Here is a 13,963-nt window from a genome sequence, read left to right as displayed (position 1 = left end):
AGTAAAACTAGTTTCGCCGTCAGCGTAGGTTGGACCGTTCAAGGCAACTCGGACTTCTCCGTTCATGAAAGTCTGGAGGCCTCTGCCAATCAGCAAGCCTACCAATCCGACTGTTTCGTGGGCGGCCGATTCGACAAGCTCCGAGTACATCAATTCCGACAGCTAGAATAGCTCCGCAAGATGCCGACGGAAATCCCTACCGATGCGCAATCATTATGCGGTCCGGCGAAAGAAGAAGGCTATTCGTTATGGGTGGCGGCGGGGTGACTGGACCACCGCCAAGGAGTGGCTCAATTTTGTGCATTGAGCGCCTATGATATCGCCTAGCCTCTTCGAGAGAGCGAATGCATTCTATCCGCATTTGAAAGATGCGGTCTCGACGCCGACGTTGGCCATCACGCCGCGTCGATCTAATCGCTTGATGCGGGTAATTTTTCACGGGTACGTAGTCGGCCAGAATATCGAGGTATTGATTGACAGAAGAGAGGTTTGAAGTGCTAGACGCGCTTCGGGGCTTCGCCGCCATTGGCGTCCTGCTCTTTCACCTTTCGATTGTCGGTGCACCGCAGTTGGCACCTCATGGCTATCTGGCGGTGGATTTCTTCTTCATGTTAAGCGGGTTTGTGCTTTCGCACTCCTATGCGAAGCGTCTTCAGTCTCGCAGGCTAACCGTCGCCAAATTCCTTCAAATTCGCTTGAAGAGGTTATTGCCGCTTAGCCTGTTAGGGCTCTTGTTGGGAACTGGGTATTTCTTGCTTCGATTGGCGATGCAGAAATATTCGCAATACGCACTTTCTGACATTCTCGCTGGGACAGCCTTCAATGCGGCTTTGCTGCCAAAGCCCTGGGTAAGTCAGGCTCCTACAGATACGACATTTCCCACCAACACTCCGATGTGGTCATTGTCATTTGAAATCGCCGTAAACGTACTTTGGGCGGCGCTGATATCCCGGGTCGATACAAGGTGCGCCTGGGCAATCGCTGCTGTCACGGGCGGACTGCTTACCCTGATGATCTTCAAAAACGGCACCGCCGATCTCGGCGCCACATGGACGACGTTTTTCGGAGGTGCCGTACGCACCCTGTTCGGCTTCTTTGTCGGCGTCCTGGTCTGGTATTATCGGCCCAGACCATTCCTATCAACATTCCTGCTCTTGCCGATGATCCTTCTGCTTGCGACGGTCTTTTGCTTTCCGATCAGTAGTTCTGTGCTCGATGCTGTTTCGATCGTCCTTATCTTTCCACTTCTTATGTGTCTGTCCGTCGCGTGCCATCTCCGGCGAAAGCAGCGTCTCCTGAGCGAGCTAGGCCGCCTTTCTTATCCACTCTACGTCATTCACGTTCCAATTCTCATGTCGGCGGTCGGATTGCTCAAGGCCACTCATCTTGAGCAGACGGCTTCTTGTTACCTCTTCGCGCTAGTCCCAATTTGCATTCTGGTGGCGATCGGTTTGGACAAGTATTACGATCGCCCGATCGCCTCGGTTCTTGGAAAACAACGAATCCGATCCGCAATGTAGCTTCAGAGCTGCCACGCCTGCGGTCGCAGGTGCCTCCGATGAAAATCCGTCGCTTCAAAATGACGCGTTTGAAAAATCATATACTCAAACGGTTTTGCCGGCTAAGTCAGTGAAAATGGTGGGTGCACCAGGGCTCTAAGCTGGGCCCCCCTGATTAAGAGCCGATTGGTCCCATCCCAAGAGGTCGCATTTTGGAACGAATACAGCGTAGGTAGCTGCGCGAGTGCACGGAAGCTGCGCTTCCCGACCAATCCGCCTGCTTCAAAAGGTCTGTTCACGTTGACCTGCGCAGGATTTCCCTTGATCTCCTGGTGCACACGTCGCGCACACGCCGCCCTTTAACTGATTGAAAAACTTGAACTCTCGCTCTAATCCATCATGCGCAAGTTTGAGCTAACAGCACCAGTTAGCTCGAAGCCAATGAAGAGTGGTCCGTTTTGCCGCAACAAGAGGACTCCCCCGCACAGGCCGCTGTAGTATGAGCTGCTGCCGGTTTGATGGACACCAGGTTAAGCTAATCCCACCTTACGCTCGAACTCAACCGGGCTGAGATAGCCGATGGTCGAGTGCCTGCGGATCGTGTTGTAAAATCGTTCGATGTAGTCGAACACATCGGCTCGTGCCTCGTCTCTGGTCCTGTAGGTTTTGCCTTCCGTCCGTTCGGTCTTGAGCGACGAGAAGAAGCTCTCCATCGCCGCGTTGTCCCAGACATTACCGGAACGGCTCATGCTGCAGATAATGCCGTGGTCGGCCGTCAAACGCTGGAACTGCTCGCTGGTGTACTGGCTGCCTTGGTCGGAGTGGTGCAACAGTGCTTCCGGCTTGCCGCGTCGCCAGACGGCCATCAGCAGGGCATCGGTCACCAACTGAGCTGTCATGGCGGCGCTCATCGACCAACCCACTACCCGGCGTGAGAACAGGTCGATCACTGCTGCGACGTAGAGCCAGCCCTCGGCCGTCCAGAGATACGTAAAGTCGGCGATCCACTTCTGGTTCGGCCGCTCAGTAATGAACTGCCGGTCAAGGAGGTTCGCCGGCACGGCCTCGAGCTGTCGATCGCCGCTGTCCTTCGGCAAGCGCCGGCTTCGCGGCCGCGCCCGCAAGCCTTGCAGGCGCATCAGTCGTTCGATTTGATGGAGGCCACAGTCCGCCCCATCGGCAAGCAGATCACGCCACACCCAGCGCGCACCATAGGTGCGGTCGCTCGCCATGAAGCTTGCCTTCACCTTGCCGCCGAGCTCTTCGTCGCTGCGGGATTTGGCGCTGGGCGAACGATCAGCCAGGCATGGAAGCCCGACCGCGACACCCCCAGCGCATCGCATAGCCATGCCGGGGCGGCCTGCTGCGGCGGCGGCCCCTTGCGCATGTTCTGGTTGTTCGGGGGTGGCGCACCTGCGCCGGGCGCCGCCTGCGGCTGGGCTTGCGGCCTCGGCGGCAACGCGTCCTGGGCCTGCGCCGAAAGCGCGACAAGGGACATGGCCGAAACCACGGGAATGATGATCTTCATGCGGCTGGACGCACTCATGCGTGCTAGACCCCCTACTCTCTCGGTTGCCGTGGTCCCTGGCGCGATAGACGATTCGGCTCGCGCCGGGCTGATGCCGGCCGACATAACTGATCTGCTTTGTCGGCTAAGTCCCGTTACAAATGTTTAAGATCACGGCAATTTTTCGGCCCTGCGGTCGTGCTTGGACCGCTTCTAGCGAGCCGGCTCGATCACATTGCAATTGGTTCGCCCCGACATCAGGCAATCCTGCATCTTGCTGGTCGAGGTCAGATCGCGGGCGAGCCACCAGCCGATGCCGAGGATCAGAAGCGCGATGATCAGGCCGGCGATGGCGCCGCGGCGATTGTCACCGGATGGGGAGCGTGGCGGGGTTCTGGGCTTCTCGCCCGGTTCGGGCTTGGACTCGGACATGGTGACCTGATTGCACGGGCGAGCCGGCTTTATCACCTCTGCGGCGTGGCGTCACATCCCGGCATGCCCTTGCTGTTCAACCGCGGGTCTGGCGGATCGCATCCTTGCGTGAGGTCTCGACAGCCGGGATCGCCTGGTGCGCGCGGGGCGCACAGGTCGTAAGCACGAAGGCCGTCTGGCTGCACTCCCAGCCGGCGCCCAGGACGGCGTTCTCGATCGGCTGCGGACGGGCGAACAGCAACGCCCCGCCCGCCAGCGCCGCCACCACGAAGGCGAGCGCAAGCGCCTTGAGGGTCAGCCGGAAGATGGTCATGCCCGTGCTCCGTCTCGTATTGGGGCGCACGCTAGGCGCGGCGTCGGGTGCCCGCTATGAGGGACATCACAATTCGGCAGTTTTTCCGGGTTACGAGAGATCGTCGGGGCTGGCGATTTTTCGTTGACCTGATCGGCTGCGATTATGGGTGGCTTCGCGACGCGCGCCGATGTACACGCTTCTGCGTCGCGTGGCGCCTGCTATGCCCAGCCGACGTACCAACAGCAGTGATGTAGGATTGAAAGCGAGGAAGACAAGGCTCGTCGATGAGTGGATTCAGGGAACCCGGCTTCGCGGACCGGCAAAAGGCGGCGCAGGACGCCCGCAAAAATCTTTTGAACAAATTCAAGTCGCAGCCGGGCCCCGACGATCCGGCGGTGGCCGCGCGTCGCGCCGAGCGCGAAGCGCTCTCGGCCAAGCGTGCCGAGGCCAAGGCTGCGCGCGAGGCGGAAAAGGCCGAGCAGAAGCGCGTCGAGGAAGAAGCCAAGGCCGCTGAAGCCGCGCGGATCGCCCGCGAGGCCGAAGAGGCGGTCGCGCGGCAGGCTGCGCTCGAGGCCGAGCAGAAGGCCAAGCGCGACGCCCGCTACGCCGCCCGCAAGGCCAAGCGCAAGTAACGTTCAAAAGTCACGTCCAATTGAAGTTGGGCTGCGACGTGATTTCGGGGCGGTCCAAATGACCGCCCCCAGATTTTCCGAAGCGCGCGCCTGCCGTTTGCATGCGCCCGCGACGGCGGCGGACGATCAGTTCTTCTTCATCATCCCGTCGTCTTTCTTCATCCCGTCCTTGGACATGTGGTCCTTCTTCATGCCGTCGTCCTTGGACATGGTATCCTTCTTCATGCCGTCCTTGGACATCGTGTCCTTCTTCATCATGCCGTCGTCCTTGCCCATTTTGTCCTGGGCAAAGGCGGCCGGCGACAGCGCAAGGCCGAGCGAGAGAGCGGCAGCCGAGATGCCGAGCGCGATGCGGGTGCGAATGGTCATGGGTCATCTTCCTTCGAGGTGATGTTGGCCAGCGACGGATGCCGCTACCTCATGCTCGACGGATGACGGGCCGCACCTGTTACGTGCGGCGGAATTTTTTTTCGCCAATGCGAAACCTGACCGCGGGACCACCGGTTTGACACAATTTTGCCTGCGTGACCCCCGCTAGTGCCGCCCGCGACCGAAGGGTGAGTGTGCGGCGCAGCAATGCCCCCCGCGACTTGCCGCCGCATTCGGTCTCGAACTATCAGATTAGAGAATATCGGGTACAAGACCGGCTAGGATGGGCCTGAAGCCGGGCCTCTTAAGACCCGATCACGTCAAGAACCGTCCAAGGGGATAAATCTATGTTCACGCGTCGTCACCTGCTCGCGACTGCCGTCGCAGCACCCGCCATTCTCCGCTTCGGCACCGGCACCGCGCATGCCGCGACCACGCTGAAGATCTCGCACCAATTCCCGGGCGGCACCGTCGACAAGGGCGATTTCCGCGACCGGCTCTGCCGCATGTTCGCCGCCGAGGTCAGCAAGCGCAGCAAGGGCGACATCGCCGCCGAGATCTATCCGAACTCCTCGCTGATCAAGACCAACGCGCAGTTCTCCGCGATGCGCAAGGGCGCGCTCGACATCAGCCTCTATCCGATGCCCTATGCCGGCGGCGAGCTGCCGGAGACCAATATCGGCCTGATGCCGGGCCTTGTGACCACCTACGACCAGGGCATGCGCTGGAAGAAGGAGCCGGTCGGCAAGGCGCTGACCGATTTTCTTGCCGACAAGGGCATCATCCTGCTCACCTGGGTCTGGCAGGCCGGCGGCGTCGCCAGCCGCTCCAAGCCGATCGTCGCCCCTGAAGACGCCAAGGGCATGAAGGTGCGCGGCGGCTCGCGCGAGATGGACATGGTGCTCCAGACCGCGGGCGCCTCGGTGCTGTCGGTGCCGTCGAACGAAATCTACGCGGCGATGCAGACCGGCGCCTGCGATGCCGGCATCACCTCCTCGACCAGCCTGATCTCGTTCCGCCTCGAGGAAGTCGCGAAGTCGCTGACCTCGGGCGCGGGCGCCTCCTACTGGTTCATGCTCGAGCCGCTGATGATGTCGAAGGCGATCTTCGACAAGCTGCCGAAGAACCATCAGGACGTCCTGCTCGCGGTCGGCTCCGAGCTCGAAACCTTCGGCCGCAAGGGCGCGCAGGACGACGACGTCGAGGTCGCCAAGGTCTACGAGAAGGCCGGAGCCAAGGTCTCGGCGCTCGACGCCGCGACTGTCGGCAAGTGGCGCGACATCGCCCGCGACACCGCGTGGAAGGATTACGGCGCCAAGACCGCGACGGCGGCGAAACTCTTGAAGCTCGCCTCCGACGTCTCGGCATGAGCCACGGTCCGCTTCCGGATCGTGATGACCAGGCGACCGCTGCCGCAGGGACTGGCCCTGCGGCGGCGATTGATCGCGGTCTCGCCATCCTCAACAGCATCATCGTCGTGCTCGCCGCGATCGCGCTGGTCGCCGCCTGCGCCATCCTGAGCTACAGCGTGCTCAGCCGCGCGCTGTTCAAGGCCGCCAATTACTGGCAGGACGAGGCCGCAGTCTTCCTGCTGGTCGGCGCGACCTTCATGACGGCAGCCTATGTGCAGCAGAACCGCGGTCACATCGGCATCGAGGCCTTTGTCGGCCTGCTGTCGCCGCTCGCCAACAGGATCCGTCTTTGGCTGGTCGATGCCGCGACGTTCCTGTTCTGCGCCTTCTTCACCTGGAAGTCCTGGACGCTGGCCCATGAAGCCTATGTCGACGGCCAGGTCTCGAACTCGATGTGGTCGCCGCCGCTCGCCATTCCCTATTCGCTGATGGCGCTCGGCATGAGCCTGCTCTGCGTCCAGATCCTCGTGCAGCTTGCGCTGCCTTTCGCGGGAGCGAGGCGTTCATGAGCGTTTTCAGTATCGGTGTTGCCTACGGGATAGCAACGCTGCTCGTGATGTTTTCAGGCATGCCCATCGCGTTCGCCCTCGGCGCGGTCGCGGTGGTGTTCATGGGCATCTACATGCCCGCCGCCTCGCTCGATACGGTGACGCAGAACGTCTACGAGGAAATGGCCTCGATCACGCTCCTGTCGATCCCGCTGTTCATCCTGAAGGGCGCGGCGATCGGCAAGTCGCGCGCGGGCCAGGACCTCTATTCGGCGCTGCATGCCTGGCTGCACCGCGTGCCCGGCGGCCTCGGTGTCGCCAACGTCTTCGCCTGCGCCCTGTTCGCGGCAATGGCGGGCTCGAGCCCAGCGACCTGTTCGGCGATCGGTTCGGCCGGCATCCCGGAGATGCGCAAGCGCGGCTATTCCGGCGGTTTTGCCGCCGGCATCATCGCCGCCGGCGGCACGCTCGGCATCCTGCTGCCGCCCTCGATCACCATGATCCTGTTCGCGGTCGCGGCCGAGAAGTCGCTCGGGCGGCTGTTCCTCGCCGGCATCGGTCCGGGTCTGCTGCTGGTCTCCCTGTTCGGCGCCTACGCCGTGATCCGTTTCCGCCAGGAATATGCCGCCGCCGCGGCGATCTACGAGAAAGGCGGCCCGGAGGCTCCGATCCTGCAGCGCGACGAGTACACGCTCGCCGAACGCTTCAGCGTGCTGCCGCGCGTGATCCCGTTCGTGCTGCTGCTGACCGGCGTCATGATCGCGCTCTATGGCGGCTTCGCCACGCCGTCGGAGACGGCAGGCCTCGGCGGCCTGCTGGCACTGGCGCTGATCGCGGCGATCTACAGCGTCTGGCGGCCGGGCGACCTCGCCCCGATCATGAGATCGACGATCCGGGAATCGACCATGCTGATGATGATCATCGGCATGTCGCTGCTCTATTCCTACGTGATGAGCTATCTGCACATCTCGCAATCGGTCGCCGAATCCATCGTCGCGATGCACCTGCCGCGCTGGGAGCTGCTGTTCGCGATCCTCGTCATGGTCGTCGTGCTCGGCTTCTTCCTGCCGCCGGTCTCGATCATCCTGATGACAGCGCCGATCATCCTGCCGCCGCTCCGCGCTGCGAACTTCGACATCATCTGGTTCGGCGTCGTCATGACCATCGTGATGGAGATGGGGCTGATCCATCCGCCGGTCGGGCTCAACATCTTCGTCATCCGCAACGTCGCGCCCGACATCCCCTTGAGCGAGGTGATCTGGGGCACCCTGCCCTTCGTGCTCTTGATGATGCTCGCGGTGCTGCTGCTGTGCTTCGTGCCGGAGATCTCGACCTGGCTGCCGGATCTCGTGATGGGGCCGGACGGGAGCAGGTAGCGGCACTCACGACTGCCGTAGGGTGGGCAAAGGCGCGTAGCGCCGTGCCCACCACTTCTGAATGGTGGGCACGCTGCGCTTTGCCCACCCTACGAGTTATGCGCTCCGCACAGCCGCAAGGCTAACCCACCCTACGATTTTTCCTTCCGCCGCGACTTCGGTGCGTGCGCCACCACCTGCAAGAGATCCTTGCGCACGGCCTCGATGTGCCGCTCCAGGAAGCGGCACGCCTCCTCGACCTTGTGCGCGCGGCACAGCGCGATCAGATGAGCGTGCTCCTTTTCTGCCGTGCCCATTGCCTTGGTGTTGGAGAGCTGCAGCCGCGTGTAGCGGTCGCTGGTCTGGAGCAGCGACAGCACGATCGCGCGGGTGCGCGGCTGCGGGGCGTGAACGTAGAGCGCCATGTGGAAATCGGCGTTGAGCTGGCCCCATTCGCTGACATTGCGCGCCTTGATCGCCTTCTCGAACTGCTTGTGGATGTCGTCGAGGCCCTCGAAATCCTCCGCGCTGAAACGCGGCGCCGATTGCGCCAGCAACCGTGGCTCCAGGATACAGCGCAGATCGAACACGTCGTTGATCTCGTCCAGTGACAGCTCCGAGACGATCGCGCCCTTCTGCGGCACGATCCGCACCAGCCCTTCGGCCTCGAGCTGGAACAGTGCCTCGCGCACGGGGATGCGGCTGACGCCATAGGCCTCGCCAAGCGCATCCTGCCGCAGCTGCGATCCGGCCGGATAGGTGCCGTCGAGGATCGCCTGCCTGAGCTGGTCGACGATCGCAGCCGACAGGGTGCGATGCTTCAGAGGCTGTTTCATCTGATCGTCTGTTGTCCTTCCCGACTCGCTCGGCCGAAGCGGTCCCTGTCTTGCATGTTGAGGTGCCCTGCAAAAGCCAGCTGCCCAGCAAAAGCGCGCCCTGCCGCGGAAATGACCGCAATCTCCGTTTGACAGCCAAAATGTATAAATTATACATTTGGCAGTCGCACGACAAATCTTCGGGGGTTGGGGCCTCTTCATGATCGAGCAGACGATGCCGGCCACGCGCGCGCTCAGCGTCCGACGTACGATCGTCCGGATGTCGAGCGCCCTGCTCGCCTTCGAGCGTCTGGCGCTGATGGGGCTGATGTACCTGCTCACCGGTCTGATCCTGGTGAACGTCATCACCCGCTACGCGCGTTTCCCGATCTACTGGATCGATGAATCCGCTGTTTATTGCGTAGTCTGGCTGACCTTCGTCGGGGCCTCCGCGATGACGCGGCTGCGGCTCGACTTCGCGGTGACGATGCTGACGGAGCGGCTTTCGCCGCAGCACCAGAAGATCGCCAAGGTAATCTCGACCGGCCTCGTCGTCGTGTTCGGCATCGCCTTGAGCGTCACCTGCGTGCTCTGGATGGACCCGGTCGGGCTCGCGCGCGCTGGATTCGACGGGCGCAAGCTCGCGGCCGAAACCTTCAACTTCCTCTACACCGAGCACACCCAGACGCTGAACTGGCCGACCTGGGTGCTCTATCTGACGCTGCCGATCTTCGCGGTCTCGATGACCGTGCACGGCCTCGCCAACCTCCTGGAAGATCTCGAGCTGGTGCCGCGCACGCCACCGAAAGGCTTCCAGCTCTCCGAGCTCGACGGGGTCAACTGATGGTCACGTCTGCCGCCTTCGTCGCGATCATGCTGGTCGGCGTGCCGATCGGGCTCTGCCTGTGCCTTGCCGGCCTCGTCTATATCGCGGCGTCAGGCAATCCCGTGCTGTTTCAGTCCTATCCGCTCCAGCTGTTCGGCGGCGTCGACAGCTACGGCCTGATCGCCATCCCGCTCTTCATCCTGATCGGCGAGATCATGAACGGCGGCGGCATCACGCGGCGCATCGTCGACATGGCGATGGCATTCGTCGGCTCGCTCAAGGGCGGGCTCGCCTACGTCAACATCCTCGCCAACATGTTCATCTCCTCGATCCTGGGATCGGCGACCGCGCAGGTCGCGATCATGGCCCAGATCATGGTGCCGGAGATGGAGAAGAAGGGCTACGACAAGACATTTGCAGCGGGCCTCACCGCCTATGGTGGCATGCTCGGCCCGATCATTCCGCCCTCGGTGATGTTCGTCGTCTACAGCGTGCTGGCGCAGGTCTCCGTCAGCGACATGCTGATCGCCGGCATCGTGCCGGGCGTCATCCTCACCGTGATGTTCTGTCTCGTCATCGCGCTGATGGGCTACATGTACAACTATCCCCGCGCCGACTATCAGACGCCGCGCCAGCGCCTGATGACGATCCTGCGCACCTCGCCGACGCTGCTGATCCCGATCGTCATCGTCGGCACGATTTTGAGCGGCCTCGCCAATGCCACGGAATCCGCCGCCGTCGGCGCCGTTGCCGCGGCACTTGTTGGCAAGTACTGGACCAAGGAATTCGAGTTCTCGCAGCTGCCGCAGATGATGCTGCGCAGCGGCATCTATTCGGCGATCGTACTGTTCCTGGTCGCCGCCGCGGCAGTGTTCTCCTGGGTCCTGATCTTCGGCAAGGTGCCGCAGGAAACCGCCGGCTGGATCCAGTCGGCCGCGAAGGACCCGATCAGCTTCATGCTGATCTGCAACGTCATCCTGCTGATCATCGGCACTGTCATCGACGGCATTCCCGGCCTGATCATGACGGTGCCGATCCTGCTGCCGGTCGCAACTGACGTCTATCACATCGATCCCCGGCAGTTCGGCGTCGTTGTGGTGATCAATCTCGTGCTGGGTCTCTTGTCGCCGCCGGTCGGGCTCTGCTTCTTCGTCGCGGCCGCCGTCACCGGCGCCAAGCCCGGCAAGATGTTCATGGTGACGCTGCCGTTCTTCGTCATCTCCTGCGTCCTCCTCGTGCTGCTCTCGCTCTACCCCTCGCTCTCGCTGATCCTCGTCAAATAGGCCCGTACAATAGGAAGCCCGACCATGCCGCTTTCACGCCGCCGCTTTCTCGCCGCCAGTGCCGCCGCATCGGTGTTCGCGCCCTCGCTCGCGCTCGCCCAGGCCAAGGAATTTCGCCTCGGCCTGATCACGCCCAACGGCCATTCCTGGAACAAGGCCGCGCTCAAATTCGGCGACGAGCTGAAGGCCGCCACCAATGGCCGCCTGACCGTGACCGTGTTCCACTCCGGCCAGCTCGGCAACGAGCCGGCGATGATGCAGCAATTGCAGTCCGGCGCGCTCGACATGGGCTTCATCCAGGCCGCCGAGCTCGGCTCGCGCGTGCCGCACATCGCCGCGATCAACGCGCCCTACATCGTCCGCTCGACGCCGGCGGTGGCGAAATTCGTGCGGCATCCGGCGGCCGTCAAACTATTCGAGGTGCTGCCGCAGGAGACCGGCACAATCGGCCTCGGCTGGGGCATCACCGGCATGCGCGCGGTGTTCTCGTCCAAGGACCTCAATTCGCTCGCCGATATCAAGGGCATGAAGCTGCGCATCAACCCGACCCCGGTCTACCGCGACTTCTATTCCTCGCTCGGCGCAGCCCCGACGCCGATCCCCACCCCGCAGGTGTTCGACGCCATGGCCAACGGCCAGGTCGACGGCCTCGAGGCCGACCTCGAATTCTCCTGGAACCAGCGCTTCGACAAGGTGTCGAAGGTGATCCTGCAGATGAACGCCGTCTTCATGCCGATGGCAGCGGTGATCTCGGGCCGGGTCTGGCAGTCGCTCTCCGCCGCCGACCGCGAGCTGATCGCCAAGACGATCAAGACGACGCTGGATGCGCAGATCGATGAGCTCGCCGGCAACGAGCCGGCGCTGATCGAGAACTTCAAGAACGCGCCGATCCCGATCCGCCAGGTCCCGGCCGGCGACACCGAGGCTGTCATCGCCGAGTTCGACAAGATCTGGCTGCCCAAGGCACCCGTTCTCGCCGAGCTGCGCAAGGTCGGCGCCACGCTCTGATCCCATCCGCCATCCTTTTCGCCACAGCCGGCGGCCCCAGCCCTCCGCCGGCCTACTCGCCTGGAGTTAAAACCATGAGCCGCCGCGTTTCCTGGGAAGGCGTCTTCCCGGCCGTCACCACGCAATTCCACGACGATCTCTCGCTCGACATCGATGCGACCGCCAAGGTGATGGACGGACTGATCCGCGACGGCGTCTCCGGCCTGATCGTCTGCGGCTCGGTCGGCGAGAATACCTCGCTGGAGCGCAAGGAGAAGGTTGCGATCATGGAGACGGCGAAGTCCGTCGCCGCCGGCCGCGTGCCCGTGCTGTGCGGCATCGCCGAATTCACCACGGCGTTCGCGGTCGAGACCGCCAAGGAAGCCGCGCGTGTCGGCATCGACGGCGTGATGGTGATGCCGGCGCTGGTCTACTCGTCCAAGCCGCATGAGACCGCCGCGCATTTCCGGGCCGTCGCCAGCGCCACCGACCTGCCGGTGATGCTCTACAACAACCCGCCGATCTACAAGAACGACGTCACCCCCGATATCCTGGCCTCGCTTGCCGACGTCGAGACCGTGGTCTGCTTCAAGGATTCCTCGGGTGACACGCGCCGTTTCATCGACACCAGGAACATGGTCGGCGACCGCTTCGTGCTGTTCGCAGGCCTCGACGACGTCATCGTCGAGAGCGTCGCCATGGGCGCCGTCGGCTGGGTCTCCGGCATGTCGAACGCCTTCCCGCGCGAGGGCGAGACGCTGTTCCGCCTCGCCAGGGCCGGCCGCTTGGCCGAGGCCATGCCGCTCTACGAATGGTTCATGCCACTCTTGCACCTCGATGCCCGCCCCGACCTCGTCCAGTGCATCAAGCTGTGCGAGCACATCATGGGCCGCGGCACCGCCCTGACCCGCCCGCCGCGCCTGGCACTGCTGCCGCAGGAGAAGGCCGAGGTCGAGGCCATGATGGTCAAGGCGCTCAAGAACCGGCCGCGCCTGCCGGATGTCGGGCTGAAGGCGGCTTAGGCGAAGATTTCGTAGGGTGGGCAAAACGACAGCGTGCCCACCATCTGCGAGTGATTGAGGAAGATGGTGGGCACGGCGCTGCGCGCCCTTTGCCCACCCTACGGCACCTGTGCGCGCCGCAAGCGGCCTTACGACGCCGCCCGCTTCTTCTTCGCGTTCAGCGCGGATGCCACGCGGCTGACCGGCGGCTTGCCCAGCACACCGCTCATCTCATTGGTGGCCGCGAGCAACCTCTCCATGTCGACACCCGTCCTGATGCCCATGCCTTCGAGCATGTAGACGACATCCTCGGTCGCGACATTGCCGGTCGCGCCGGGGGCGTAGGGACAGCCGCCGAGGCCGCCGGCGGCGGCGTCGATGACGCGGACGCCCTCCTCCAGACCGGCGTAGAGATTGGCGAGCGCCTGACCGTAGGTGTCGTGAAAATGCATCGCGAGTTTCGCGGGCGGGATGTTGGCGCTGACCGCGCGCAGCATCTCTTTCGCCTTGGCGGGCGTGCCAACGCCGATGGTGTCGCCGAGCGAGATCTCGTAGCAGCCGAGGTCCCACAGCGCCTTGGCGAGATCGGCGACCGCCTTCGGCTTGATCTCGCCGTCGAACGGACAGCCGAGCACGCAGGAGATATAGCCGCGCACGGGCACACCATCGGCCTTGGCGCGCGCCAGTACCGGCTTGAAGCGCTCGATGGACTCCGCGACCGTGCAATTGATGTTGGCGCGCGAAAAGCCTTCGGACGCTGCCGCGAATACGGAGACGACCTTGGCGCCGGCAGCGCGGGCGGCGTCATAGCCCTTCTCGTTCGGCACCAGCACGTGGAATTCGGCGCCCTTGACGTGGGCGACGCCGCGCAGCACGGCATCGGAGCTCGCCATCTGCGGGATCGCCTTGGGCGAGACGAACGCGCCGACCTCGACCGTATCGAGGCCGGCCGCAACCAGCGCCTCGATGAAGGCGATGCGGGCCTCGACGCTGACCGGCGTCTTCTCGTTCTGGAGGCCGTCACGCGGCCCCATTTCGATGATGCGGACGGGATCGCTCATG

General features: G+C 63.2%; 14 protein-coding genes and 2 pseudogenes. 9 read left to right on the top strand and 7 right to left on the bottom strand.

Annotated elements, in window-relative coordinates; translation table 11 throughout:
* Nucleotides 1-473 precede the first annotated feature (473 nt).
* A complete protein-coding gene (locus tag FOM02_RS18715) occupies nucleotides 474-1,520 on the top strand; it encodes an acyltransferase family protein (protein ID WP_028146521.1) in 1,047 nt (348 codons plus the stop codon).
* Nucleotides 1,521-2,029: 509 nt separating this feature from the next.
* On the opposite strand, the pseudogene FOM02_RS18710 reads toward FOM02_RS18715, so the two are convergent.
* The 4 genes and pseudogenes from FOM02_RS18710 to FOM02_RS18695 all read right to left on the bottom strand — a co-directional run.
* Nucleotides 2,030-2,850: pseudogene (locus tag FOM02_RS18710) on the bottom strand (IS3 family transposase); the annotation flags it as partial.
* A gap of 3 nt (nucleotides 2,851-2,853) precedes the next feature.
* Nucleotides 2,854-3,045: pseudogene (locus FOM02_RS18705) on the bottom strand (hypothetical protein); the annotation flags it as partial.
* 174 nt (nucleotides 3,046-3,219) lie between these two features.
* Entirely contained in the window at nucleotides 3,220-3,438 is a 219-nt protein-coding gene (locus FOM02_RS18700) for a hypothetical protein (RefSeq protein WP_027557984.1), read from the bottom strand.
* A gap of 76 nt (nucleotides 3,439-3,514) precedes the next feature.
* Nucleotides 3,515-3,751 carry a hypothetical protein gene (locus FOM02_RS18695; protein ID WP_027557983.1) on the bottom strand — a complete coding sequence of 79 codons (237 nt, stop codon included), beginning with the start codon at nucleotides 3,749-3,751 and terminating at the stop codon, nucleotides 3,515-3,517.
* 266 nt (nucleotides 3,752-4,017) lie between these two features.
* Here FOM02_RS18695 and FOM02_RS18690 point away from each other — a divergent pair, with 266 nt between their 5' ends.
* Nucleotides 4,018-4,365 carry a DUF6481 family protein gene (locus FOM02_RS18690; protein ID WP_027557982.1) on the top strand — a complete coding sequence of 116 codons (348 nt, stop codon included), beginning with the start codon at nucleotides 4,018-4,020 and terminating at the stop codon, nucleotides 4,363-4,365.
* Nucleotides 4,366-4,491: 126 nt separating this feature from the next.
* On the opposite strand, the gene FOM02_RS18685 is transcribed toward FOM02_RS18690, so the two are convergent.
* Complete coding sequence (locus FOM02_RS18685) at nucleotides 4,492-4,734, bottom strand: pentapeptide MXKDX repeat protein (protein ID WP_027557981.1); 243 nt, start codon at nucleotides 4,732-4,734, stop codon at nucleotides 4,492-4,494.
* Between the two features lie 347 nt (nucleotides 4,735-5,081).
* On the opposite strand from FOM02_RS18685, the gene dctP reads away from it, so the two are divergent.
* Genes dctP through FOM02_RS18670 form a run of 3 tightly spaced genes read left to right on the top strand, consistent with a single transcriptional unit; the run spans nucleotide 5,082 to nucleotide 8,010 of the window.
* Nucleotides 5,082-6,104 carry a TRAP transporter substrate-binding protein DctP gene (gene dctP / locus FOM02_RS18680; RefSeq protein ID WP_027557980.1) on the top strand — a complete coding sequence of 341 codons (1,023 nt, stop codon included), beginning with the start codon at nucleotides 5,082-5,084 and terminating at the stop codon, nucleotides 6,102-6,104.
* Complete coding sequence (locus FOM02_RS18675) at nucleotides 6,101-6,655, top strand: TRAP transporter small permease (protein WP_027557979.1); 555 nt, start codon at nucleotides 6,101-6,103, stop codon at nucleotides 6,653-6,655. Before dctP ends, FOM02_RS18675 begins: the two co-directional genes overlap by 4 nt.
* Nucleotides 6,652-8,010, top strand: a complete 1,359-nt coding sequence (locus FOM02_RS18670; RefSeq protein ID WP_027557978.1) for a TRAP transporter large permease — start codon at nucleotides 6,652-6,654, stop codon at nucleotides 8,008-8,010. Before FOM02_RS18675 ends, FOM02_RS18670 begins: the two co-directional genes overlap by 4 nt.
* A 131-nt stretch (nucleotides 8,011-8,141) precedes the next feature.
* On the opposite strand, the gene FOM02_RS18665 is transcribed toward FOM02_RS18670, so the two are convergent.
* The gene (locus tag FOM02_RS18665; RefSeq protein ID WP_028146295.1) at nucleotides 8,142-8,825 is read right to left on the bottom strand and encodes a GntR family transcriptional regulator; all 684 of its coding nucleotides are present in this window, start codon (nucleotides 8,823-8,825) and stop codon (nucleotides 8,142-8,144) included.
* Between the two features lie 214 nt (nucleotides 8,826-9,039).
* Here FOM02_RS18665 and FOM02_RS18660 point away from each other — a divergent pair, with 214 nt between their 5' ends.
* The 4 genes from FOM02_RS18660 to FOM02_RS18645 all read left to right on the top strand — a co-directional run bounded on the left by FOM02_RS18660 (nucleotide 9,040) and on the right by FOM02_RS18645 (nucleotide 12,922).
* Nucleotides 9,040-9,648, top strand: coding sequence for a TRAP transporter small permease (locus tag FOM02_RS18660; RefSeq protein WP_035731262.1), 609 nt, complete (start codon nucleotides 9,040-9,042; stop codon nucleotides 9,646-9,648).
* Nucleotides 9,648-10,913 carry a TRAP transporter large permease gene (locus tag FOM02_RS18655; protein WP_027557976.1) on the top strand — a complete coding sequence of 422 codons (1,266 nt, stop codon included), beginning with the start codon at nucleotides 9,648-9,650 and terminating at the stop codon, nucleotides 10,911-10,913. Before FOM02_RS18660 ends, FOM02_RS18655 begins: the two co-directional genes overlap by 1 nt.
* Nucleotides 10,914-10,937: 24 nt before the next feature.
* Complete coding sequence (locus FOM02_RS18650) at nucleotides 10,938-11,921, top strand: TRAP transporter substrate-binding protein (protein ID WP_027557975.1); 984 nt, start codon at nucleotides 10,938-10,940, stop codon at nucleotides 11,919-11,921.
* 74 nt (nucleotides 11,922-11,995) lie between these two features.
* Entirely contained in the window at nucleotides 11,996-12,922 is a 927-nt protein-coding gene (locus tag FOM02_RS18645) for a dihydrodipicolinate synthase family protein (RefSeq protein ID WP_027557974.1), read from the top strand.
* Nucleotides 12,923-13,050: 128 nt separating this feature from the next.
* On the opposite strand, the gene FOM02_RS18640 is transcribed toward FOM02_RS18645, so the two are convergent.
* Complete coding sequence (locus FOM02_RS18640; RefSeq protein WP_027557973.1) at nucleotides 13,051-13,962, bottom strand: hydroxymethylglutaryl-CoA lyase; 912 nt, start codon at nucleotides 13,960-13,962, stop codon at nucleotides 13,051-13,053.
* Nucleotide 13,963: the final 1 nt, after the last annotated feature.

Origin of the sequence: Bradyrhizobium sp. SEMIA (genome assembly GCF_014844175.1) — a bacterium.
GTDB lineage: Bacteria > Pseudomonadota > Alphaproteobacteria > Rhizobiales > Xanthobacteraceae > Bradyrhizobium > Bradyrhizobium arachidis.
The sequence above is the reverse complement of the archived record's forward strand: the minus strand, read 5'-3'. Positions and strand labels throughout refer to the sequence as shown.

Excerpts from the sequence above, each read along its gene's own strand:
- FOM02_RS18695 (WP_027557983.1), bottom strand. The coding sequence starts at position 3,751 with ATGACCATCTTCCGGCTGACCCTCAAGGCGCTTGCGCTCGCCTTCGTG.
- FOM02_RS18660 (WP_035731262.1), top strand. The coding sequence starts at position 9,040 with ATGCCGGCCACGCGCGCGCTCAGCGTCCGACGTACGATCGTCCGGATG.
- FOM02_RS18700 (WP_027557984.1), bottom strand. The coding sequence starts at position 3,438 with ATGTCCGAGTCCAAGCCCGAACCGGGCGAGAAGCCCAGAACCCCGCCA.
- FOM02_RS18640 (WP_027557973.1), bottom strand. The coding sequence starts at position 13,962 with ATGAGCGATCCCGTCCGCATCATCGAAATGGGGCCGCGTGACGGCCTC.
- FOM02_RS18650 (WP_027557975.1), top strand. The coding sequence starts at position 10,938 with ATGCCGCTTTCACGCCGCCGCTTTCTCGCCGCCAGTGCCGCCGCATCG.
- FOM02_RS18685 (WP_027557981.1), bottom strand. The coding sequence starts at position 4,734 with ATGACCATTCGCACCCGCATCGCGCTCGGCATCTCGGCTGCCGCTCTC.
- dctP (WP_027557980.1), top strand. The coding sequence starts at position 5,082 with ATGTTCACGCGTCGTCACCTGCTCGCGACTGCCGTCGCAGCACCCGCC.
- FOM02_RS18690 (WP_027557982.1), top strand. The coding sequence starts at position 4,018 with ATGAGTGGATTCAGGGAACCCGGCTTCGCGGACCGGCAAAAGGCGGCG.
- FOM02_RS18665 (WP_028146295.1), bottom strand. The coding sequence starts at position 8,825 with ATGAAACAGCCTCTGAAGCATCGCACCCTGTCGGCTGCGATCGTCGAC.
- FOM02_RS18645 (WP_027557974.1), top strand. The coding sequence starts at position 11,996 with ATGAGCCGCCGCGTTTCCTGGGAAGGCGTCTTCCCGGCCGTCACCACG.
- FOM02_RS18675 (WP_027557979.1), top strand. The coding sequence starts at position 6,101 with ATGAGCCACGGTCCGCTTCCGGATCGTGATGACCAGGCGACCGCTGCC.
- FOM02_RS18655 (WP_027557976.1), top strand. The coding sequence starts at position 9,648 with ATGGTCACGTCTGCCGCCTTCGTCGCGATCATGCTGGTCGGCGTGCCG.
- FOM02_RS18670 (WP_027557978.1), top strand. The coding sequence starts at position 6,652 with ATGAGCGTTTTCAGTATCGGTGTTGCCTACGGGATAGCAACGCTGCTC.